Here is a 22,793-nt window from a genome sequence, read left to right on the forward strand (position 1 = left end):
CAACAGCGTGTAGACGAGGACTGCGGGCCAGATGAAGGCCCGCAGTCCTCCCTTGCGAGAAGTCATACTCACCGAGTGCCGCTCGCGATGTACGCCGCGGTCTTCTCCTTGCCCTGAGCGACGAACTCCTCGGGCGTGATCTTGCCGAAGACGAGCTGGTCATCCAGCGCAAGCAGAACATCCTTGTACCACGTCGGCGCATTGGCCGCGGCATTGTCCATGTAGCCGGTGGTCGCGCTGCTGTCGAGCACGGCCTTCTGCATGGCGGCCAGGGCGCTGGGCGCCTTGACGTCGGAGCGGGCCGGGATGTTCAGCGCATCGGAACCGATCTTCTCGATGTACTTCTTCTGCACCAGGAACTTGATGAACTCCTTGGCGCCCTTGGCGTTCTTGCCCTTGGCGTTGACGGTCCAGCCGAGGACGTTGAGTTCCTCGACCGACTTCGAATCAGCGCCGTAGGTCGGGAACGGGAAGGTGCTGAGCTTGGCGCTGCTGGGGACGACCGACTTGACCTCGCCGGCGAGCCACGAGCCGTTCAGGTCGAAGACGTAGTCGCCCTGAGCCCACGCGTTCTGCGCGTTCGGATAGCGCGAGCCATCGTATCCGCTCTGGAAATACGGGCGGATGGATGCGACTTCCTGTGCGGCGGCGAGGACCGCGGGATCGCTCCACGCATCAGCCGACTTGCTCAGGTTCAAGATCGCTCCCGGACCGTGCGAGCGCAGCATCAGCCAGTAGAACCAGAGCACGTTGTAGGAGGCGTTGCCGCCCTCCTGCGCGATCGGGACTTTCCCGGATTCCTTGAGCTTCGCGAACTCCGCCTTCAGATCGTCCCAGCTCGCGGGAGCCTTCGAGACCAGCTCCGGGTGAGCGTTCGCGTCGTACCACACGCCTCCGGAAAGGATGGTGTGCGGGATGAATGCCAGGCCGTCCTTGTCGGAAGCGGCATCGATCACGGACTTCGGGTAGTCCTCCTTGATCGTCGTGCTCTCACCCTCAGCTTTCGAGGACAGCACATCGGATAGGTCCGCGATCAGGCCCGCCGAGCGGTACGCCGGAGCGTTGTCGGGCGAGTCGTCGAACATGTCGGGCCCGGTACCCGAGTTTGAAGCATTGATGATCGCCGTCGAGCCGCCGTTGCCGAGCTGCTTGATGTCGACCTTGACACCGGTCTTGCTGGTGTAGTCCTTCGCCGCCTGGGCGAAGATCTTCGCCTGGGGGGTATCTGCCGGCCAGGCCGTCAGATACGTCACCGTACCGCCGGACTTCTCTCCGGCATCGCCTCCGCCGACCTTCTGGCCGCAGCCAGAAAGGGCGACGGTAGCGATGGCGATGGTGCCGATGGCCATGAATGATGCAGTGCGTCGCGACAACCTCATCGCGCGCTCCTTCCTATGAGGATATGAAGTGCTGGGTCATGCAGACCATCGGGGAGGCCTGCACTGGAAGTATTACATAAGGGGCTTACGTAATACAAGAGGAACTATTTATCCCAGTTCAAGGGATGAAAGCTCGGGGATCTTTCCATCGAGAACGGGATGTCCCACAACGTGAAGGTCACCCCCGGGACGCCCCAGCGAAAGGACCTCGACCACGTTCGGTCCGAGCGCCCACAACGGCCCCGGCGCGTAGAGCGTCTGTTGCGGCCCCCGAGCGTCGAGGCGTCCCAACAGGAAACCATTGAGCCAGACGTAGGCTTTCTCCCATCCCGGGAGTGAGATGAAGGCGTCGGCTCTCTGCGCGCAGATCAGCTCGGCGCGATAGGTCCCGGGACCGCCCTGCGCGGAGGGCGCCGGGAGCTCAGGGAGCGAGGTCAGCGCCTGCACGTCGATGGCTCGCTGGGTCCAGCCGTGAACGAGGCGCGAAACGCCATGCGCATCGATACTCACCCCGCCCAGCAGCCCCTTCGCCTCGCCGATATGCCGCCCGAAGTTCACCCGCCCCTCGTTCTCGACAACGACCGAGACTTGCGAGATCGCGCCGTTCCCCACCAACGACAGACCCTCGTCGAGGGCATTCCGGTCTACGCGATGCCGCAGCACCCCGTCCACGAAAACCCAGGCGCGATCACGCGGCTCGTGTACTCGCAGCGTGCTGTCGCCGAGAGGTATTCGCACATCCGCCTCGTAGAGAGTCAAACCGGATGCTTGGTGCAACGCCTCCTGACTGAGCGGCAGATGAGAAGTGATCTCGCCGGATGACGCAGCCCTGAGCGCAGTGAGGAGCGCCGCTCCGGGGGCGAGCCGGGCGGTCTGCGCTCGCTGACGCTCGGGGAGCGGTGGCGGTTCGGGCAGGGACGCGCCTGTCGCGGAGCCGAACAGTCGCCGCAGCGCCCAGAACTTCTCGGTCAGTTCCCCCGCTTCGCCGATGGGCGCATCCGAGTCGTAGGAGGTCACGGTGGACAGGTAGATCCCCTGGTCGATGTTGGCCCCGGGCCACGTGCCGAAACTTGTGCCGCCGTGCGCCATGTAGACGTTGATGGAGCCACCGGAGGCAAGGAGAGGCTCGATCGCCGCAGCCAAGTCGTCGGCGGGGCGCGTGTGGTGCTCGCGACCCCAGTGATCGAACCATCCGCCCCAGAACTCGGCGCACAGGAACGGCTCACCGGGTCTGCGCCGCTCGAGGACGCGCATTGCCTCACTCGCAGCGCTCCCGAAGTTCGCGGTGGCGGCCACGTCAGGCAAAGTCCCCGCGTCGAGCATGAGGTCCGTCGGTCCGTCCGAGGTGAACAGCGGCACGTCGATGCCGCGCGATCTCAGTCCGTCGCGCAGATGCTCCAGATACGCGCGATCCGTACCGAAGGATCCGTACTCGTTCTCGACCTGCACCGCGACGACCGGTCCCCCGTGCGACCTCTGCAGCGGCACCAGAAGGGGAATCAGAATGTCGAACCAGGCGTCGACGGGCTCGAGGAAGCGTGGGTCGCTGGTTCGCAGCGGGGTTGTTCCGTCGTACAACAGCCAGGTGGGCAGGCCTCCGTTGTCCCACTCGGCGCAGATGAACGGCCCCGGCCGAACGATGACCGAAAGCCCCTCGTTCTCGGCGAGACGGATGAATCGCGGCAGGTCCCGCCACTCGTCGAAATCGACCTGCCCCCGCTCGCGCTCGTGGAAGTTCCACGCGACGTAGGTCTCGACATGGGTCGCACCCATCGCCGCAAGGCGCTTCAGGCGATCGGTCCACAGGTCGGGATGTATGCGGAAGTAGTGGACAGCACCGGACAGCACCTGGCCGTCGTCGATCCACGTACGTGCGTCCGTCGTCACAGCGTCACCACCTCGCCGCGCTCGCGCGCGCGTTCGGCCGCCCACACCAGCTGGTGCGACTCGAGACTCTCACGTGCGGGCGAGAGGCCGCTACCGTCGCGGGCCGCGACAGCATGCAGGAACGCCTCCACCAGACGACCATCGGCGCCGCCATGCCCATCCGCCGCGCTTGCGCCTCCTGCAGGCATCGTGTCCAGGATCCGCGTCTGTCCCGTTGCGAAGTCGAGGATCGTGAGGTTCTGGCCGTCGCCGTCGATGGATCCCTCCGTCCCGAAGATGCGGGTCTTGCGAAACTCGAGCTGCGTGAACGCGACCGCGGTGAAGGCGGCCGTCGATCCATCGTCGAACTCGAGATTCACGACCTGGTGATCGGCGACATCGTTCTGACCGTTGTAGACGCATGCGCCGTAGGGTCCTGTCTCCAGAGCGTTCCGCACGGTCTCGGCGGTGGGGTTCGGCGTGAGCACGCCGAGGGGCCACACGCGATACGAAGGATCCTCGAGGAAGCCCTCGTAGATCTGCGTCGCCGAGTAGGCGCAGGTCTTCTGAAGCGGGCAGTCGACACAACGGTTCGCCGCCTTGGCCGGCTTGTTCTCGGGCCTGAACCAATACAGCCCCCCGAAGGAGGAGACCCGTCGCACCGGACGCCCCACGATGTACGAGAGCCAGTCAAGGTCGTGAGACGACTTGGCCATGAGCATGGAACTCGATGTCTCCTCGCGACGCCAGTTGCCTCGGACGTACGAGTGGGCGAAATGCCACCATCCGATCGGCTCGAGGTGTTCCACTGACACGATCTTTCCGATGGCGCCAGCCCTCAACAGCTCTTTCAGGGCTCGCGTGTAGTCGCTGTAACGCATCACGTGCCCCACCGCCATGATCACGCCCGTCGCCTCGACAGCCTCGACGATCTGCGTCGCTTCGCCCTCCGTCGGTGCGATCGGCTTCTCGAGCAGGATGTCGAAACCTGCATGCGCGAACGCGACCGCAGGGGCCGTGTGGCCGCGGTCCTGTGTGGCGATGACGACCGCGTCGGCAGACCGAGGCGCGACCACCAGGTCCTCCCATGTGACGAACACAGCCTCGGGCGAAAGGGAGAACTCCGCGGCGAAGAGCTCCCGACGTACCGGATCAGGTTCGGCGACCGCGACGACGACGGCACCGACGTTCGCGGCGAGCCGCGCGTAATTGGTTCCGCGCGATCCTGCGCCGACCACAGCGAGACGGACTGGGGTGGACATGCGACTCCTCTTGCTGGCCTTCCATTCCTGGCGAACGCTCAAATTATATAGGGCCCTTGTATAATTTCGGAATGACGACCTCTTCGCGAAAGCCGCCGCTCCCGCACGACATACTGAGATTCGTGCAGGAACTGGACGGAAGCGAAGTCTCCACGCTGAGACGCATCAATGAGCGAGCCGTGCTCCGGTTCCTGTTCGACAAGCCCGGTGAGCACTCCGTCGCCGAGATCGCCGCAGCATGTGCCCTCAGCCGCCCCACCGTGGAGGGAGCTCTCGCGCAGCTTGTTCAGGACGGATGGATCCTCGAAACGGCTGCACAACCGCTGGGCCAGCGCGCCGGTCGGCCAGCCAAGCGCTATTCCCTCGCTGACCGCGCCAACGTGCTGGTCGGCCTCGACCTGGGCCCCCACGGATTCGTGTGCGTCGTCACGACCCTGCGCGGGGAGCCGCTGGCGAGCGTGCGGTCTTCTGAGATCGACCTCACGGACGGTGAGACGGCCTTCGACGCGGTGCAGCAGGCGATGGCGAGCGCACTGGCCGATGCGGACGCCCAGGAACAGGATGTCGTCGCCCTAACCGTGGGCCTGCCGGCGATCGTCGGCGCAGACGGCGGGATCGCCCTGACGGTGGTCGTACCGCAATGGCAGACGTTCGACCTGCCGGCTCGCATTCGGGGACGATACGGCTCGATGCGGGTGATCTTCGAGAACGACGCCAAACTCGCCACCGTCGGTGAACACGCCTGGGGCAGCGCCGCGGGCACGCAGAGCGCAGTGAACGTGCTGGTCGGGCACCGGGTGGCTGCGGGAATGATCATCGACGGTCGACTCGCGCGCGGTGTGCACGGCGGCGCCGGCGAGATCGGCGCCCTTCCTTCGACCCGCTGGGCGAGCGCGCACCGGAGGCTCGCGGACGCAACTGGATCCATGGACCAGACGCTCGACGCCATCGCGCATGACGACCCGCAAGCACTCCGACAACTGCAGAAGTTCGCGGACGACCTCGCCCGAGGAATCGCGGCACTCTGCCTCGCCCTCGATCCGGAGGTCGTCGTGATCGGCGGCGGCGTGGCGCAGCTCGGCGAGCGGCTGCTCGCCCCACTGCGCGCAGCCGTGGCAGCGCTCACGCTCTTCCCGATCGAACTGCGCATCTCACAGCTGGGACAGTCCGCGGTGGCACTCGGCGGCATCGCACTGTGCCGGGAATACGTGACCGCGACGGTCATGCAGATCGGCTGACGAGAGGGGGAGGGGCGCCGCCGGCCACACCCCTCCCCCTCCGATCGACCGCTACTGCAGCCTGATGTCGTTCACCGCCACGTGCCCCCACGTGAGGTTCGCCGCGGAGAACTGCACTTCGAACCTCGTCGCCGTGACGGGGGCCATGAACGTGAGCGTCCGGGACTCGACCGTCGACGTGTTGGTGGACCACGTGACGGCGGTCGTCGGCAGGACGGTCTGCCATGTTCCCGTGTCGCCGTTCAGCGCCTGCACGAACACCTGAGTCGGGCCCTGCCCTTGTCCGAACGCCGCGCTCAGCGTGATGGAGCTCGCCGTCACCGGCGGGCCGTCGATCTGCAGGTATCCGAGCGTCGATCCCTCCGAAGCCCAGGAGGTCGCGGGGTTGTTGTCGACCAGCGCAGACGTGACGTTGGTGTTCGACAGCTCACTCATGCTCGTCGCCGCCACGCCTCGGTAGGAGGCCGACAGCTCGTTCAGTGCCGCGTGACCCCAGGTCAGGTTCGCCGCCTTGATGATGACCCGGAGCTGACTGGTGGTCACCGCGGCCGGGAGCGTCAGCCGCTTGTACTCGACGGCGGAGGTGTTGGTCGACCAGCTGATCGCCGCATTGGAGAGCTGCGTCTGCCATCCGGTCCCGTTCCACGTCTGCACGTCCACGGCGGTGGGACCCTGTCCCTGCCCGAACGCGACCGCCAGTGTGACTGCATCGAGCGTGCGCGGGTCGTTGTACTGCACCGTGACGTCCCCGGGGAAGGTCGCGCCATTCGCAGTGGCCCATGACGTCGACACGTCGCCGTCGGCGACATTCGCCACGGTACCTGCCGACGTGCCGAGAGAAGACGTCGCGGTCGCGCCGACCACGTGCTGGATCGCACCCAGGTCGACGGCCCCCACGGGGACCGTGCTGCCGAGCGCGTCCTTCGTCTGCCCCCACTCGGAGACGCCCTTGTTCCGCACCGGCGATGTGCCCGCAGGGCTGAACGCCGCCATGTAGGCGTTGAACTGTGCGGAAGTAATGAACCCGCCAGAGGGCAGCGTGGCGGACGTGTTCGCCAGTTGCGGGTCGYCGACGGTCGCGCTCGTGTCGTTGGAGGCCGGAGTCGTGGACGACGTGCCGTTCCAGTAGAGGTTGTTCGAATACGGAGTGACAACCTCACCGGAGACGTTGTACGGAGCGTTGGACGGGTTGTAGATGATGTTGTCGACGACGGCCTGTCCGCGGGCGATCGAGTTGCCCGAGGTGTCCGTCGCCACGATCCCGGCGAGCTGCTTGGGGGCGCTGTTCACCCCCGGCGAAGTGAGCGTCGGACCGGGGTCGGCCGATGTCCAGATGGTGTTGTTGTGCGCTCGCGTTCCGCCACAGCCGGAGAGGAAGCGGAAGATGAGGCGCTTGTCGTTCACGCTGAGGTTGTAGCGAACCTGGTTCTGGTAGGCCGAGATCAAGCACATGAAGAACCCGCCGTTGTTGCTGTCGCTGATGTTGTACTGCACCACGCTGTTCTGGGAGCCCATGTCGGCGTCGAAAGCGAGTCCGTCTGCGTTGGAATAGATTCCCTCGAAAGCTGTCCGGCGAACAGTGTTGTACTGCACGACGATGCCCTTGGTCCCCTGCCACCAGATGCCGACATTGCCCCCGCCGGCGACGAGCTGGTGGCTTGCGGCGCGATCGACTGTGTTCCACTCGACCACGGCGTTGTCGGCGTACTGCGGCGTGATGCCGCCCCCGGTGACGTCGTGGACGTAGTTCTGGTCCACTTTGAGGCCGGTGAACGGCTTGCGCGTGCCCGAGACCTCTGTCGATGGAATCCCGGTCTCCCCGGAGTAGATTTCGCACCCCCCGCACCAGGTCGTGAAGGTGGAGATGCCGTACGCATTGACGTCGCTGACCTCGTTCCCGGAGATGCGCGTGCCGGCGAACCACGTCTGCACGCTGTTCCCTCGCACTCCGACAGCGATGCCACCCTCCCCGATGCCGCCCGACTTTCCCTGTCCGTCGACGAGGTGGACGAAGTTGTTCAGGATGGAGATGCCGTCCACCTCGCCGATGTCCTTCGCCTCGACATAGATGCCGCGTCGGATGCTGGATGTCGACGTCGTGATCGAGCTGGAGTTCGTGACCTCAAGGTTCTGCACGGTCACATAACTCGCGTTGCGCACGGTCAACGTGTTGGTCACGGAGCCGCCTCCATCGATGCGTCCTCGACCCGCGCCGTAGGACCCGATCGTGATCGGCGCGCTAGCGGTTCCTGATGACGTCACCGTCAAGCTGCCGGTCCAGACCGAGCCCCCCTTGAACAGAACGCTGTCGCCCGGCGAGAGGCTCGTCGCATTGACCTTGTCAAGCGAACGCCAGGGCGATGCCGCGCTCGTACCCGCCGCGGTGTCGTCGCCCGCCGCCGCATCGACGTAATAGGTGGTGCCACCGGCGGCGTATCCCGGCATTGCGCCGAGCAGGCTGGAACCGGCTGCGGCCAGGACCACGGCAATGGTTGCCGCGGTCAGTCTTCTGCGGCTCAACGGCCGCGTGCGTGGATAACTCATGTCCTGCCCTTCGTCGGACGGTGTGGTTGCGAGACAATATATAGGGCCATTTCGTAAATACCTAGGGTCAGTCGCGTCAGCGACACATGGCCGACAGTTCCGTGGACTTCGGCACGACGGGAGAACGCCCTCCATTACCGTCGCCGGATACGCCCGAGCTCCGTCGCGGGCAAAGAGTGATGGAACAGTGATGCAACAACCCGCGCGTGAAATTGCGTCTGCCCCGTTGCAGGCGTAACTTTGCCGCTCGTGGCAAATGACAGCCGTGAGAGCGCCGACGCCCCGCAGGTAGCCAAACGCATCCTGCTGGGCGAACCGCTCAGCACAGAGAAGGCGAACGAACAGCTCCTCCCGAAACGGATGGCGCTGCCGATCTTCGCATCCGACGCGCTCTCCTCCGTGGCCTACGGTCCGCAGGAGATGTTGATGACCCTCGGCCTCGGCGGTCTGGCGTTCCTCACGTTCGCCCCGTGGGTCGCSGCRGCGGTGGTGCTGCTGCTGATCGTCATCGTGCTGAGCTATCGCAAGCTCATCCAGGCCTACCCCTCGGGCGGCGGCGACTACGAGGTCGCGGCCAAGAATCTCGGCGAGATCCCGGCCGTCGTGGTGGCGGCGGCGCTGCTCGTGGACTACATCCTGACGGTGTCGGTGTCGATCGCGTCCGGCGTGGACAACATCATCTCCGCGGTGCCGCAGCTCGATCCGTTCCGCGTCGAGCTCGCCGTGGGCTTCGTGATCCTCATCGTGATCGTGAACCTGCGCGGCGTGCGCGAGGCCTCGACGTTCTTCGCGGTCCCGACCTACATCTTCATCGGATCCGTCGGCGTCATGATCGTCACCGGCCTGGTGCGCACGTTCCTCGGCGACGTGCCGGTCGCCGCGAGCTCGCAGTACGCGATGCACGGCGACCAGCTCGCGAACGCGGCGGTCATCCTGCTCGTGCTGCGCGCCTTCTCCAGCGGCTGTTCGGCCCTGACCGGCGTCGAGGCCGTCTCCAACGGCGTGCAGGCCTTCCGCATCCCCAAGATCGGCAACGCGCAGGCGACACTCGCCATGATGGGCGGCATCGCCATCCTGCTGTTCACCGGACTCACCGCCCTCGGCCTGATCACGCAGGTGCACTACGCGGAGAACCCCTGCCGCGACCTGGTCGGCTACGCCTGCGGGACTCCGCAGCAGAGCCTCATGGCGCAGATCGCCTCGGCGGTGTTCGGCGGCGGATCCTTGCCGTTCTTCATCATCCAGGCCGCGACCGCCTGCGTGCTGCTGCTCGCCGCCAACACGGCGTTCAACGGCTTCCCGCTGCTCGGCGCCGTCCTCGCGCGCGACGGCTACGCTCCCAAGGCGCTGAACACCCGCGGCGACCGCCTGGTGTTCTCGAACGGCATGATCCTGCTCGGCATCGCCGCGATCGGCGTGCTGGTGCTGTTCCAGGCGAATCTGACGAACCTCATCCAGCTGTACATCATCGGCGTGTTCGTGTCGTTCTCGCTCGGCCAGGTCGGCATGGTGCGGCACTGGCGACGGCTGCTGGCCGGCACCAAGACCATGAGCGTGAAGGATGCGCTGCCTGTACGCCGCACGGCCTACACGGGTCTTGCGATCAACTCCCTCGGCGCGTCGATGACGATCGCGGTGCTCGTGATCGTCACCATCACCAAGTTCACGCACGGCGCATGGATGGTGTTCATCGCGATCCCGCTGCTGGCCCTCCTCATGATGGGTGTGAAGCGCTACTACCGCGACGTCGAGCACGAGATCGCGATCGACGACACGACCCACTTCGGATCCGAGGGCGACGTCGCGATCATCCTCGTCAACCGGCTGCAGAAGCCGGTGATCAAGGCGATCGACTACGCCATCGCGGCCAAGCACCAGAAGACGATCGCGCTGCACGTGGCCGCCAACCCGGAGGACGGCGTGCAGCTGCAGAAGGACTGGCAGCAGCATCGGATCCCGATCCCGCTGGTGATCGTGGAGTCTCCGTTCCGCCACTACGCGGCCCCCGTCGAGGCCTACATCAGCAAGTACCGGCAGAAGCACGGTCCGGCCGTGGTCACCGTGTATCTGCCGCAGTACATCGTGGGGCACTGGTGGGAGTCGATCCTGCACAACCGGCGCGCCCGGCGTGTGGCCAACCAGCTGATGATGGTGCACGGCGTCACGATCACGCTCGTGCCCTGGCTGCTCGACTCGTCCGAGCTCATCTACGGACGCCGCTCCCGGCCGGTGCCCGGCCAGCAGCGCGGCGGTCGCCCCCTCTACGGCGACGACAACACGAAGCCGGCGCGTCGGGTGCAGCGCCCGGCGGGCCCGCCCGAGCTGGGCTGAGCGCCGGCGCCGGGCAGCCGTTGACATGACGCCCGCCCGGCGGGACACTCGGGCTGACCGCGGGTGAACGACCACCGCGCGGCGGCGGAAGGACGACGATGCCCGAGACCACTGCTCTGATCGACCGGCTCCGCAGCAGGCTCCCGCAGGACGGCCTGGAGGACCGGGATCCCCGCGACGTCACGGGGGCGCTGACCGCGATGGTCGACCTCGCTGAGGGGCGTCACCCCGGCGAGACGCGGGTCGCCGTCTTCACGCCGACCATCGCGGAGAACGGCTGGACCTCGCGGCGGACGATCGTGCAGATCTGCACCGACGACGTGCCCTTCCTGGTCGACTCCGTCGCCGCGGCCATCGCCGGGGAGGGGCCCACCGTCCACCTGCTCCTGCACCCGGTCGTCGCCGTCCGCCGCGACGACGAGGGCCGGCTGCTCGAGGTCGGCGGCCTCGGCGGCCGGTCGGAGTCGTGGATGCACCTCGAGACCGACCGGATCCCCACGGCCGAACAGCGTGAGGCGCTGCGTTCCCGGATCCTCTCCGTCGTCGCCGACGTGCACGCCGCGGTCGCGGACTGGGGCGTGCTGCGACGCACCTGCCTCGACATCGTGACGGGGCTGCGCACGTCCCCGCCGCCGACCGCCGCTCCCGCGGAGATCGCCCGCAGCACCGAGTTCCTGAGCTGGCTCGCCGACGACCACTTCACCTTCCTCGGCTACCGCGCCTACGCGCTGGAAGCGATCGACGGGGAGGACGTGCTCCGCCCCATCGACGACACCGGCCTCGGCATCCTCCGGGATGCGCCGAGCCGCGTCGTGCATCTGCGCCCCGAGGCCCGCGCGACCGCGCATGAGCCGCGGATCCTGACGATCACGAAGGCCAACTCGCGCTCCACCGTGCACCGACCGGTCTACCTCGACTACATCGGAGTGCGCTCGTTCGACGAGGCGGGGAACGTGACCGGGGAGCACCGCTTCCTGGGCCTGTTCACGTCGATCACCTACGCCTCCTCCGTGACCGCCCTGCCGATCGTCGCCGCGAAGGTGACCGAGGTGCTCGCGGCCTCCGGCCACGCGCCGGGGTCGCACTCGGCCAAGGAGCTGGAGCAGATCCTCGAGGACTACCCCCGCGACGAGCTGTTCCAGGACTCCCCGGAGCACCTGCTCGCGGTCGCCACCCGGATCAGCCGGCTGCGTGAGCGGCGCGGCGCGGCGATCTTCGCGCGCAGCGACGAGTTCGGCCGGTTCGTGTCGGCGCTGGTCCTGCTGCCGCGCGACCGCTACAACACCCCCGTGCGGCTGCGGATCGAGGCGCTGCTGAAGGACGCCTACGGCGTCGACGCCCTCGAGTACACGGCGAAGGTGGGCGAGTCGCCGCTCGCTCAGCTGCACGTCGTGATGCGGATGCCGAAGGACCGCGATATCCCCGCGATCGACCCGGCCGACTTGGACGCGCGCCTCGCGGCCGCCCTGCGCACGTGGGACTCGGAGTTCGTCGACGCGCTGCACGGCGCATACGACGAGGAGACCGCCGGAACCCTGCACGCCCGCTACAGCGCGGCCTTCCCGGAGTCGTACAAGGAGTTCGCGACGCCCGAGGAGGCCGTCGGCGATGTGCGGCGACTGGAACGGCTCGACGAATCCGGAGGCGTCGCCGTGCACCTGTACGCCGAGGGCGACGATGAGACGCGCCGCTTCCTGACCGTGGTGAGCGTGGATCCGCGCCCGCTCGCCGAGGTGCTGCCCATGCTCACCGCGCTCGGCGTCGAGGTCGTCGACGACCGCCCGCACACCGTCACACTCCCGGACGGCACCCGGAGGCACATCTCCGACTTCGGCCTGCGGCTGTCCGATGCGGCACTCTGGGGCGACGAGACGCGGGCCGCGCAGTTCGAGGAGGCGTTCCTCGCGATCTGGACGGGCGCCGCGGAGAACGACAACCTCAACGCGCTGGTCGTGCACGCGGGGCTGGACTGGCGCGACATCGTCATCCTGCGCGCGATCGGCGGCTATCTGCGGCAGATCGGATCCGCGTTCTCGACGGGCTACATCGACCAAGCGCTGATCACGAACCCGACGATCGCGGTGTCGCTGGTGCACCTCTTCGCGGCGAGCTTCGACCCGGACGCAGCGGATCCGGACGCGCAGGCCCGCATCCGGGAGCGCGTGCTCCAGGGGCTGGACGGTGTCGCGAGCCTCGACCACGACCGGATCCTGCGGGCGTTCCTGGGCGTGATCGACGCGACCCTGCGCACCAACTTCTACCAGCAGGGCGCCGACGGGCAGCCGAAGCCGTGGGTGTCGATGAAGCTGGACAGCAAGCGGGTGCCGGATCTTCCCGCGCCCCGGCCGATGGTCGAGATCTGGGTCTACTCCCCCGAGGTCGAGGGCGTGCATCTGCGCTTCGGCGCGGTCGCCCGCGGCGGCCTGCGCTGGAGCGACCGGCGCGAGGACTTCCGCACCGAGGTGCTCGGGCTGGTCAAGGCGCAGATGGTGAAGAACGCCGTGATCGTGCCGACCGGCTCGAAAGGCGGGTTCGTCGGCAAGCGGCTGCCCGACTCCGCCGCCGATCGCGGTGCGTGGCTGGAGGCGGGCAAGGCCGCCTATCGGACGTTCATCCGCGGGCTACTCGACCTCACCGACAACCGCACGGCCGACGGGATCCTGCCGCCCGATCGCGTGGTGCGACGTGATGGCGACGACCCGTACCTCGTCGTGGCCGCCGACAAGGGCACCGCCACGTTCTCGGACATCGCGAACGGAATCTCCCAGGAGTACGGCTTCTGGCTCGACGACGCCTTCGCCTCGGGCGGCTCCGTCGGCTACGACCACAAGGCGATGGGTATCACGGCGCGCGGCGCGTGGGAGTCGGTCAAGCGGCACTTCCGTGAGCTGGGCACGGACACCCAGACCGAGGACTTCACCGTCGTCGGCATCGGCGACATGTCCGGCGACGTGTTCGGCAACGGGATGCTGCTGTCCGAGCACATCCGGCTGATCGCCGCGTTCGACCACCGTCACGTCTTCATCGATCCGGATCCGGATCCCGCCGTGTCCTTCGCGGAGCGACTGCGGCTGTTCCGCCTGCCCGGCTCGTCCTGGGGCGATTACGACCCGGCGCTGATCTCCGCGGGCGGCGGCGCCTTCCCGCTCAGCGCGAAGTCGATCCCGGTGTCGCCGCAGATGCGGGCGGCGCTCGGACTCGACGACGCGGTGACGGCGCTCACTCCGAACGAGCTCAAGCGCGCGGTGCTGCTCGCCCCCGTCGACCTGCTCTGGAACGGCGGCATCGGCACCTACGTGAAGGCGTCGACCGAGTCGCACGCCGAGATCGGCGATCGCGCCAACGACGCGATCCGCGTCGACGGGCGCAGCCTCCGGGTGCGCGTCGTCGGCGAGGGCGGCAACCTCGGGGTCAGTCAGCGCGGCCGCATCGAGGCGGCGCACGCGGGCGTGCAGATCAACACCGACGCCATCGACAACTCCGCCGGTGTCGGCACCTCCGATCGCGAGGTGAACATCAAGATCCTGCTCGGCGCACTCGTGCGCGAGGGAACGCTGAGCATCGAGGACCGCAACGCCCTGCTCGCATCGATGACGGACGAAGTGGCCGTGCAGGTGCTCCGCGACAACTACGAGCAGAACGTCCTCCTCGGCAACTCCCGCGCGAACGCCGCGATCATGCTGCCCGTGCACGAGAGGCTGATGGAGACCCTGGAGGCGCGCGACGAGCTCGACCGCGAGATCGAGTTCCTGCCCGACCGGCTCACGGTGCAGGAGCGCGTGGAGGCCGGCGAGGGGCTGACCCGACCGGAGTTCGCCGTGCTCGTCGCCTACGCGAAGCTCGCCCTCAAGACCGACTTGGCCGCGACCGACCTCGCCGACGACCCCTGGTTCGCGGAGACCCTCGCGGAGTACTTCCCGAGCGCGCTGCGCGAGCGGTTCGGCGAGCGCCTGGCCGAGCATCCGCTGCGCCGGGAGATCATCGTGAACACGGTCGTGAACTCGATGGTCAACCGCGGCGGGATCACGTTCGCCGACCGCGCGGCCGCGGAGACCGGCGCCACCGCCGAGCAGATCGCCCGGGCCTACGTCGCGGCGCGGGAGATCTTCGACCTGCGCGGCTTCGTCGTCGCGGTCGAGGCCACCGACAACCTCGTCGACACCGCCACCCAGACCCGGCTGTACCTCGACTTCCGCCGCCTGCTCGACCGCGCCGCGCGCTGGTTCGTGCAGCACCGCTCCGAAGGCGTCGACATCGGCGCCGAGATCGCCCGGTTCGCCGAGCCGGTGCGGATCCTGTCCGAACGGCTCGCCGGGTTCTTCCACGCAGGCGAGGCGGCTCAGTTCGCCGCACGGCAGGCGGCGCTCGCGGCCGCGGGAGTGCCCGAGGATCTCGCACACCGCGGCGCCAGGCTGCTCGAGGCGCTGCGACTGCTCGACGTGATCGAGCTCGCCCAGGCCAGAGGCTGGGATCTCGAAGACGTCGCGCGCACCTACTTCCTGCTCTCCGGGGAGATCCGCTTCGACGATCTGCTGACCAGCGTCTCCGGGCTGCCGCAGGACGACAGCTGGCAGTCGATGGCCCGCGCGTCCCTGCGCGACGACCTGTACGCCGTGCTCGTGGACCTGACCGCCTCGGTGCAGACCCACGCGGGCGACGTCGAGCTCGACGAGCGGTACGCCCGGTGGCTCGAGGGCGGCGGCAGCACGGCGCAGCGTGCCGCGTCAGCCCTCGCCGCTGCCTCCGCAGTCCCCCGGCCGGGGATCGCCGTGCTCTCGGTCGCCCTGCGACGACTGCGCTCGCTCGTGCGCTGACCCGGGGCGTCATCGGATCCTTGGCGGGTCCTTGGTGCCTCGCTCCTAGCGTCGAAGCATGACGACGACGAGCACTGCGAGAGCGGCGACCGCGGGACGCCTGCTGAACAAGGTCCCCGAGGTCACGATCTGGTTCTGGATCATCAAGATCCTGTGCACCACGGTCGGCGAGAGCTTCGCGGACTGGATCAACCTCACACTCGGCGTCGGCCTGGGCAACACTGCGTGGATCTTCACGGGCGTGCTCGTCGTGGTCCTCGCGGTGCAGCTGAGCCTCAAGCGGTATTCGCCGTTCCCGTACTGGCTGACGGTCGTGGTCATCTCGATCACCGGCACCCTGTACACCGACATCCTGACCGACCAGCTGGGCGTGCCCCTGTGGGTCTCCTCCGCCGTGTTCTCGGTGCTGCTGGCGGCCGTGTTCGGGATCTGGTGGGCCCGGGAGCGCACGCTGTCGATCCATTCCATCGACACCCGCCCGCGCGAGGCGTTCTACTGGCTCACCGTGCTCGTGACGTTCGCACTCGGCACCGCGACCGGGGACTGGACGCTGGAGCTGACCGGCTGGAGCCCCGGGGTCGCCGTGCTGCTGCCGCTCGGACTGATCCTCGCGATCACCGCGCTGTGGCGTGGTGGAGCGAACCCCGTGCTGTCGTTCTGGCTGGCCTACATCCTGACGCGGCCGCTCGGCGCCAACATCGGCGACTTCCTCGGCTCCCCGACGCAGGCCGCGAACCCGGGCGAGCCGGTCGGCCTGGGCCTCGGCACCTTCGCCACGAGCATCATCTTCCTCGGGCTGATCCTGGCCACCGTGATCTACCTCGCGATCAGCCGCCGCGACGTGGTGGAGACCTACGACGCGACCCACGTCTCCCGAGTGTTCACCAGCCCGCAGCGCGAACGGATCGGCCTGATCGGATTCGTCGCCCTCGGCGTCGCCACCGCCGTGATCCTCACCGTCGCCTCACTCGCGCCCCACCAGGCGGCCGCGGCAGCCGACGACGGCGCTTCGACCGGTCCGGTCGCCTCTCTCTCGCCGCAGCAGGTCACCGCGCATCTGCCGAAGGAGGCGGTCGCCAAGTACATCGCGCTCGCGCAGACCGCGACGAAGCAGGATGCGGCGGGCGATACGTCCGCATCGCATGCCACCGTTCAGAAGATGCGCGACGCGTGGGACGCCGACGCGAACGCGCTGCAGGCCGCCGACCAGACCGCCTGGACGTTCCTGGATCAGCAGATGGACGCGATCCTCAAGACCTACGCGATCGATCATCCGGGGGTGAAAGCCGCGGCGCCCGCCGCGCAGCAGGCCGAGCTCGCGACCCTGCTGAAGGATCTCGGCGCCTGAGCCGGGATCGTCTGGGTCGCCGTCGATCAGGCCGGTGTGCCGAGGCGGTAGCCGGCGCCGCGGACGGTCTGGATGAGGTCGCGATCGGTCTTGCGTCGCAGGTAGTGCACGTAGGTCTCCACCGTGGTGAGGCTCTCGCCGCGGGCGAACACGGCCTGCAGCAGATACTCGCGGGAGAACGTCCGCTCCGGTTCGGCGGCCAGCACGTGCAGGAACGCGCTCTCGGCCTCGGTGAGCAGGATCCGCCCCGCGTACGGCGACTCGATGCTCTGATCGTCGGGGTGGAAGACCCAGCTGCCGATCGCGAGGCCCTCCTCCGGTCCGCCGTAGTCGCGGGTCAGCGCCCGCAGCCGCGCGCTCAGCTCCTCGAACTCGAAGGGCTTGACGAGGTAGTCGTTGGCGCCGGCGTCGAGGCCATCGACCCGGTCACGCACCTCGCCCAGCGCTGTGAGCATCAGGATCGGCGTCGCCACCCGGCGCCGGCGCAGCTCGCGCACCAGCTCCTCGCCGCTCATGCCGGGCAGCCGCCGATCCGTGACGATCACGTCGTAGCGCGCGGCGAGCGCCGCCGCCAGCCCCTCCTCGGCGGTCCCCTTCAGATCGACGCGCCATTCGGATCCGAGCACGTCACCCATGATCGGCCCGAGACGCGGATCGTCCTCGACCAGCAGCAGCCGCCCCGTCATCGCGCACCCTCCGCGAGCGGCACCCTCAGCGCGAACGCGGTGCCCTCGGGCCCGGTGCGCACGACCCGCACGTCTCCGCCGTGGCGCTCGACGACCTCCTTCACCAGCGAAAGTCCGATGCCGGACCGTGTGCGTGCGACGTCGTCGGATTCCCGCGCCGTCGCCGCGCCATGAGCGAAGCGGTCGAAGATGCGCTCCGGCGCGATCCCGACGATGCCGGATCCGCCGTCCAGGACGGTGACGCGCACCATGTCGTCCTCGGTCGCCGCCGAGACCACGACCGTCCCGTTCGACGGGGAGTGATCGATCGCGTTGTCGAGCAGCGCGACCAGGCAGCGGCGCAGTTCCGATTCCGGCAGCGCCGCGACGACCGGCCCCGGGACGGCACTCGCCGGGAGCTCGACCCGCACCGAGACCTCGCGCTGCGCGGCAAGCACGGCGAGGTCGGCCGCGACCTCGGTCAGCACGTCGGCGACCACGCAGCTGCCGCGGCGGGCGGGCGCGCCGGTCGCGACGGCCAGCATGTCATCGACCACGCCCGACATGATCCGGGCGTCGGCGCGCAGCGCTCCGACGATCTCGTGGCGGGGGTCGTCCGCGGGCGTGAGCAACGCGAGGTGCTGCGCCCGCGCGTTCAACACGGCGAGCGGGGTGCGCAGCTCGTGACTGGCATCGGCGACGAACCGCTCCTGGATGCGGGCGGCCTCTGCAAGCGGGCGGACCGCGCGGCGGGCGATGAGCCAGGCCGCACCGCCGGCGCACAGCACTGCGCCGACACCCACGACCAGGCCGGCGATCACGAGGTTGGCCGGCTCCACGAACACGCGGACGCTGCCCGGATCGACCCCCGCCTCCTCTGCCGGCCTGGTCTGCCAGAACAGGTAGCCCATCGCGAGCGCGGCGCCGACGAGCACGAGAACGGCCGAGACCCCGGCGACCTGCCAGCCGATCGCACGGCTGGAGCGGCGCGGATCGAGCGGATCCGGCGGGTGCGCACGTCGCGTCATGCGTCCATCATCCCCTGGCGCGCCTCCGGCGGGCCCGCACTCGGCACCGGTCCGTGCGGAAGGTGCATGGATCCCGCAGCGGCGCGTGAGGGAGTCGTGAGGATCCCGATCCGGCGCTCTCAGGACCGGTTCGATCGGATCCGTGCTCGACATCATCTACGTCGCGGGAATGCTCGCGCTGTTCGCCCTGGTCGCACTGATCGCGAAGGGGGTGGAGAAGCTGTGATCGTCATCGAGATCATCGCCGCTGTCCTCGCCGTCGCCGCGATCGGCTACCTCGTGGTCRCCCTCGTCGCCCCGGAGAAGTTCTGATGGGCGCCGCGTCACTCGACAGCGCCGGCCTCTGGCTCGGCGTGCTCCAGGCCGCCACGCTCATCGTCGTCCTCGTGCTGCTGTACCGCCCCCTTGGCGACTACATGGCCCGCGTCTACACCGGCGCCAAGGATCTGCGCGTGGAGCGCGGCCTCTACCACCTCATCGGCGTTGATCCGTCGTCCGAGCAGACCTGGCGGGCCTACGCGCGCAGCGTGCTCGCGTTCTCCGTCGTCGGCCTGCTGCTGCTCTACCTGCTGCAGCGCGTGCAGCAGGTCCTGCCGCTCTCGCTCGGCCTGCCCTCGGTGCCGGAGGGCCTCGCGTTCAACACGGCCGCCTCGTTCGTCGCCAACACCAACTGGCAGTCGTACTCGCCCGAGCAGACCATGGGCCACCTCGTCCAGCTCGCCGGCCTCGCCGTGCAGAACTTCACCTCGGCCGCGGTCGGCATCGCGATCGCCATCGCCCTCGTGCGCGGCTTCGCCCGTCGCGGCAGCGCCACGATCGGCAACTTCTGGGTCGACCTCATCCGCGGACTGATCCGCCTGCTGCTTCCCCTCGCCGTGCTCTCGGCGCTCGCCCTCATCGCCGGCGGCGTGGTGCAGAACCTGTCCGGCTTCACCGAGGTGCACACGCTCGCCGGCACCGCGCAGGCGATCCCCGGAGGACCGGTCGCCTCGCAGGAGGCCATCAAGCTCCTCGGCACCAACGGCGGCGGCTTCTACAACGCCAACTCCGCGCACCCGTTCGAGAACCCGACGCCGTGGACGAACCTGCTCGAGATCATCCTGATCCTCGCGATCCCGTTCGCGCTGCCGCGCACGTTCGGCCGGATCGTCGGCGACCACCGCCAGGGCTACGCGATCGCGGCCGTGATGGGCACGATCTTCCTGGTCTCCTTGATCGCACTGAGCGCCCTCGAACTCGGTGGCGGCGGTACGGCCACGCAGCTCGCCGGATCCGCCATGGAGGGCAAGGAGCAGCGGTTCGGGATCCTCGGATCCTCGCTCTTCGGCACCGCGTCCACGCTCACCTCCACCGGTGCGGTCAATGCGATGCACGACTCGTTCACCCCGCTCGGCGGCATGATGCCGATGATCAACATGATGCTCGGCGAGGTCGCGCCCGGCGGCGTCGGGTCCGGGCTGTACGGCATGCTCATCCTCGCCGTGATCGCGGTGTTCGTGGGCGGGCTGCTCGTCGGCCGCACCCCGGAGTACCTGGGCAAGCGTCTCGGTCCGCGTGAGATCAAGCTCGCCAGCCTCTACATCCTGGTGACGCCGACCCTGGTGCTGGCCGGCACCGCCCTGAGCTTCGCGATCCCGCCGATCCGCGCCGATGTGGAGAAGACCTCGATCCTCAACCCCGGCCCGCATGGGCTCAGCGAGGTGCTCTACGCCTTCACCTCGGCGGCGAACAACAACGGATCCGCCTTCGCCGGCCTCACCGCGAACACCCCCTGGCTGAACACCGCGCTCGGCGTCGCGATGCTGCTCGGACGGTTCATCCCGATCGTGTTCGTGCTGGCYCTCGCCGGRTCCCTGGCCCGGCAGCAGCACGTGCCGGAGACGGCCGGAACGCTGCCCACGCACCGCCCGCAGTTCGTCGGGCTCCTCATCGCAGTGTCCGTCGTGGTCACCGCCCTCACCTACTTCCCCGTGCTCACGCTCGGGCCGCTCGCAGAAGGACTCGTCCGATGACCGTCATGACCCCCTCGGTCCCTGAGCCTGTCGAAGGTCTCACCCACCCCGCTCCCGAACCCGCATCGGGCGACGGATCCGGATCCCCGAAGCGCCCGCAGCGCGCCTTCGGCTGGAGCCAGCTCACGCAGGCTCTGCCCGGTGCGCTGCRCCGGCTGAATCCCGCCACTCTGCTGCGCAACCCCGTCATCCTTCTCGTGTGGGCCGGCGCCGCGATCACSACCGTGCTGGCSRTCGCCGAGCCGTTCSTCGGWTCMGSCGCSGCGGCCTCGGGCGGCACTCCCGTCCCGAACGGCTTCACCTGGTCGATCGCGGTCTGGCTGTGGCTCACGGTGCTGTTCGCGAACCTCGCGGAGTCGGTCGCCGAGGGGCGCGGCAAGGCGCAGGCGGCCACTCTGCGCAAGACGCGCACGAGCACGATGGCCCGGCGCGTGGTCCGCTACGACGACGCGACCGATCCCACGGCGGAGCGCGCGGCGACCGAGGAGGTCTCCTCCGCCGACCTGCGCCGGGACGACGTGGTGATCGTGGTCGCGGGCGAGCCCATCCCCGGAGACGGCGATATCGTCGCCGGCATCGCGACCGTCGACGAGTCGGCGATCACCGGCGAGAGCGCCCCTGTGGTGCGCGAGTCCGGCGGCGACCGCAGCGCCGTCACCGGCGGCACCCGGGTGCTGTCGGACCGGATCGTGGTGCGGATCACGTCCCAGCCCGGCGAGACCTTCGTCGACCGCATGATCGCGCTCGTCGAAGGCGCGGATCGCCAGCGCACCCCTAACGAGATCGCGCTCAACATCCTGCTCGCGAGCCTGTCGATCGTGTTCCTGGTGGTGGTGCTGGCCCTCAACCCGATCGCGTCGTACTCGGCGTCGCCGGTGAGCATCCCGGTGCTGATCGCCCTGCTCGTCTGCCTGATCCCGACCACGATCGGCGCGCTGCTGAGCGCGATCGGCATCGCCGGGATGGACCGTCTCGTGCAGCGCAACGTGCTGGCGATGTCGGGCCGCGCGGTCGAGGCCGCGGGCGACGTCACCACGCTGCTCCTCGACAAGACCGGCACGATCACTTACGGCAACCGCCGTGCCACCGACGTCCGACCGGTCGCCGGGGTCTCCGCGGAGGAGTTGCTGCACGCCGCGGCACTGTCCTCCCTCGCCGACCCCACGCCGGAGGGCGCGTCGATCGTCGAGCTCGCCGCGGGCCGCGGCATCGTGGTCGCCGCTCCCGAGGGTGCCGAGACCGTGCCGTTCACCGCGCAGACCCGCATGAGCGGCGTCGACCTGATCGACGGGACGCAGATCCGCAAGGGGGCAGGATCCGCGATCCGCGCCTGGATCGAGTCGGAGGGCTCCGGCGACGCGGCGGCCGCCGCCGAGGCCGCGCGCTTCGCCGACGAGATCGCCGCGTCGGGCGGCACTCCGCTCATGGTGGCCGTGGTCTCCTCGGGGTCGTTGAGCGAGGACGACGCGCCAGCGCCGACCGAGACGAAACGCGGCGATCTCGACGGAGACGACGTTTCGTCTCGCTTCGCTCGCTCAACGACCCCGGCGGGAGAAGCCAGGATTCTCGGCGTCGTGCACCTCAAGGATGTCGTCAAGGAGGGCCTGGCGGAGCGGTTCGGTGAACTGCGCAGCATGGGCATCCGCACCGTGATGATCACGGGTGACAACCCGCTCACGGCGAAGGCGATCGCGGCCGAGGCCGGCGTCGACGACTACCTCGCCGAGGCCACCCCGGAGGACAAGCTGGCCCTGATCCGTCGCGAGCAGGAGGGCGGCCGCCTCGTCGCGATGACCGGRGACGGCACSAACGACGCCCCGGCGCTCGCGCAGGCCGATGTCGGCGTCGCGATGAACACCGGCACCTCGGCCGCCAAGGAGGCCGGGAACATGGTGGATCTCGACTCGGATCCGACCAAGCTCATCGACATCGTGCGGATCGGCAAGCAGCTGCTGATCACCCGTGGCGCGCTCACCACGTTCTCGCTCGCCAACGACATCGCGAAGTACTTCGCGATCATCCCGGCGATGTTCATGGGTGCTTTCCCCGGGCTCGCGGCGCTCAACATCATGCAGCTGCACTCGCCGGCCTCCGCAGTGACGAGCGCGATCATCTTCAACGCGGTCGTGATCGTCTTCCTCATCCCGCTCGCCCTGCGCGGCGTGGCCTACAAGCCGGCGAGCGCGTCGCAGATCCTGCAGCGCAACCTGCTGATCTACGGGATCGGCGGCGTGATCCTCCCGTTCGTCGGCATCAAGCTCATCGACCTCGTCGTCGCTCTCATCCCCGGTTTCTGACGCCGGCCA

Annotated in this window: 13 protein-coding genes; 7 read left to right on the plus strand and 6 right to left on the minus strand. The window is 68.6% G+C overall.

Annotation, left to right across the window (positions count from 1 at the left end):
• Positions 1–68: 68 nt before the first annotated feature.
• From AC1DMN_RS15645 to AC1DMN_RS15655, 3 genes are all read right to left on the minus strand, one after another.
• Complete coding sequence (locus AC1DMN_RS15645; protein WP_440733009.1) at positions 69–1,379, minus strand: ABC transporter substrate-binding protein; 1,311 nt, start codon at positions 1,377–1,379, stop codon at positions 69–71.
• 108 nt (positions 1,380–1,487) lie between these two features.
• Entirely contained in the window at positions 1,488–3,227 is a 1,740-nt protein-coding gene (locus AC1DMN_RS15650; protein ID WP_477384547.1) for a glycoside hydrolase family 35 protein, read from the minus strand.
• Positions 3,228–3,262: 35 nt separating this feature from the next.
• Positions 3,263–4,507, minus strand: a complete 1,245-nt coding sequence (locus AC1DMN_RS15655) for a Gfo/Idh/MocA family protein (protein ID WP_477229793.1) — start codon at positions 4,505–4,507, stop codon at positions 3,263–3,265.
• 71 nt (positions 4,508–4,578) lie between these two features.
• On the opposite strand from AC1DMN_RS15655, the gene AC1DMN_RS15660 reads away from it, so the two are divergent.
• On the plus strand, positions 4,579–5,745 hold the full coding sequence (locus AC1DMN_RS15660; protein WP_441977430.1) for an ROK family transcriptional regulator: 1,167 nt from the start codon (positions 4,579–4,581) through the stop codon (positions 5,743–5,745).
• Positions 5,746–5,796: 51 nt separating this feature from the next.
• On the opposite strand, the gene AC1DMN_RS15665 is transcribed toward AC1DMN_RS15660, so the two are convergent.
• The gene (locus AC1DMN_RS15665) at positions 5,797–8,289 is read right to left on the minus strand and encodes a discoidin domain-containing protein (protein WP_477384549.1); all 2,493 of its coding nucleotides are present in this window, start codon (positions 8,287–8,289) and stop codon (positions 5,797–5,799) included.
• A gap of 249 nt (positions 8,290–8,538) precedes the next feature.
• On the opposite strand from AC1DMN_RS15665, the gene AC1DMN_RS15670 reads away from it, so the two are divergent.
• The 3 genes from AC1DMN_RS15670 (at position 8,539) to AC1DMN_RS15680 (ending at position 16,782) form a co-directional block, all read left to right on the plus strand.
• The gene (locus AC1DMN_RS15670) at positions 8,539–10,620 is read left to right on the plus strand and encodes an APC family permease (RefSeq protein ID WP_441977432.1); all 2,082 of its coding nucleotides are present in this window, start codon (positions 8,539–8,541) and stop codon (positions 10,618–10,620) included.
• Between the two features lie 98 nt (positions 10,621–10,718).
• On the plus strand, positions 10,719–15,434 hold the full coding sequence (locus AC1DMN_RS15675) for an NAD-glutamate dehydrogenase (protein WP_477229795.1): 4,716 nt from the start codon (positions 10,719–10,721) through the stop codon (positions 15,432–15,434).
• Positions 15,435–15,492: 58 nt separating this feature from the next.
• A complete protein-coding gene (locus AC1DMN_RS15680) occupies positions 15,493–16,782 on the plus strand; it encodes a COG4705 family protein (RefSeq protein ID WP_441977434.1) in 1,290 nt (429 codons plus the stop codon).
• A 26-nt stretch (positions 16,783–16,808) separates the two neighbouring features.
• On the opposite strand, the gene AC1DMN_RS15685 is transcribed toward AC1DMN_RS15680, so the two are convergent.
• Together AC1DMN_RS15685 and AC1DMN_RS15690 are read right to left on the minus strand one after the other, a co-directional pair.
• Positions 16,809–17,468, minus strand: coding sequence for a response regulator transcription factor (locus AC1DMN_RS15685; RefSeq protein WP_440733001.1), 660 nt, complete (start codon positions 17,466–17,468; stop codon positions 16,809–16,811).
• A complete protein-coding gene (locus tag AC1DMN_RS15690; RefSeq protein WP_441977435.1) occupies positions 17,465–18,475 on the minus strand; it encodes a sensor histidine kinase in 1,011 nt (336 codons plus the stop codon). Before AC1DMN_RS15690 ends, AC1DMN_RS15685 begins: the two co-directional genes overlap by 4 nt.
• Before the next feature lie 222 nt (positions 18,476–18,697).
• Between AC1DMN_RS15690 and AC1DMN_RS15695 the strand changes: the two genes are divergently transcribed.
• From AC1DMN_RS15695 to kdpB, 3 genes are read left to right on the plus strand one after another with little or no spacing between them, the layout of a single operon-like run.
• Entirely contained in the window at positions 18,698–18,787 is a 90-nt protein-coding gene (locus tag AC1DMN_RS15695) for a potassium-transporting ATPase subunit F (RefSeq protein WP_477384551.1), read from the plus strand.
• Complete coding sequence (gene kdpA / locus AC1DMN_RS15700) at positions 18,787–20,487, plus strand: potassium-transporting ATPase subunit KdpA (RefSeq protein ID WP_477229796.1); 1,701 nt, start codon at positions 18,787–18,789, stop codon at positions 20,485–20,487. The genes AC1DMN_RS15695 and kdpA overlap by 1 nt, the downstream gene beginning before the upstream one ends.
• A complete protein-coding gene (kdpB, locus tag AC1DMN_RS15705) occupies positions 20,484–22,784 on the plus strand; it encodes a potassium-transporting ATPase subunit KdpB (protein WP_477384553.1) in 2,301 nt (766 codons plus the stop codon). The genes kdpA and kdpB overlap by 4 nt, the downstream gene beginning before the upstream one ends.
• Positions 22,785–22,793 lie beyond the last annotated feature (9 nt).

The organism is Microbacterium sp. 01T413_2, assembly GCF_056398985.1.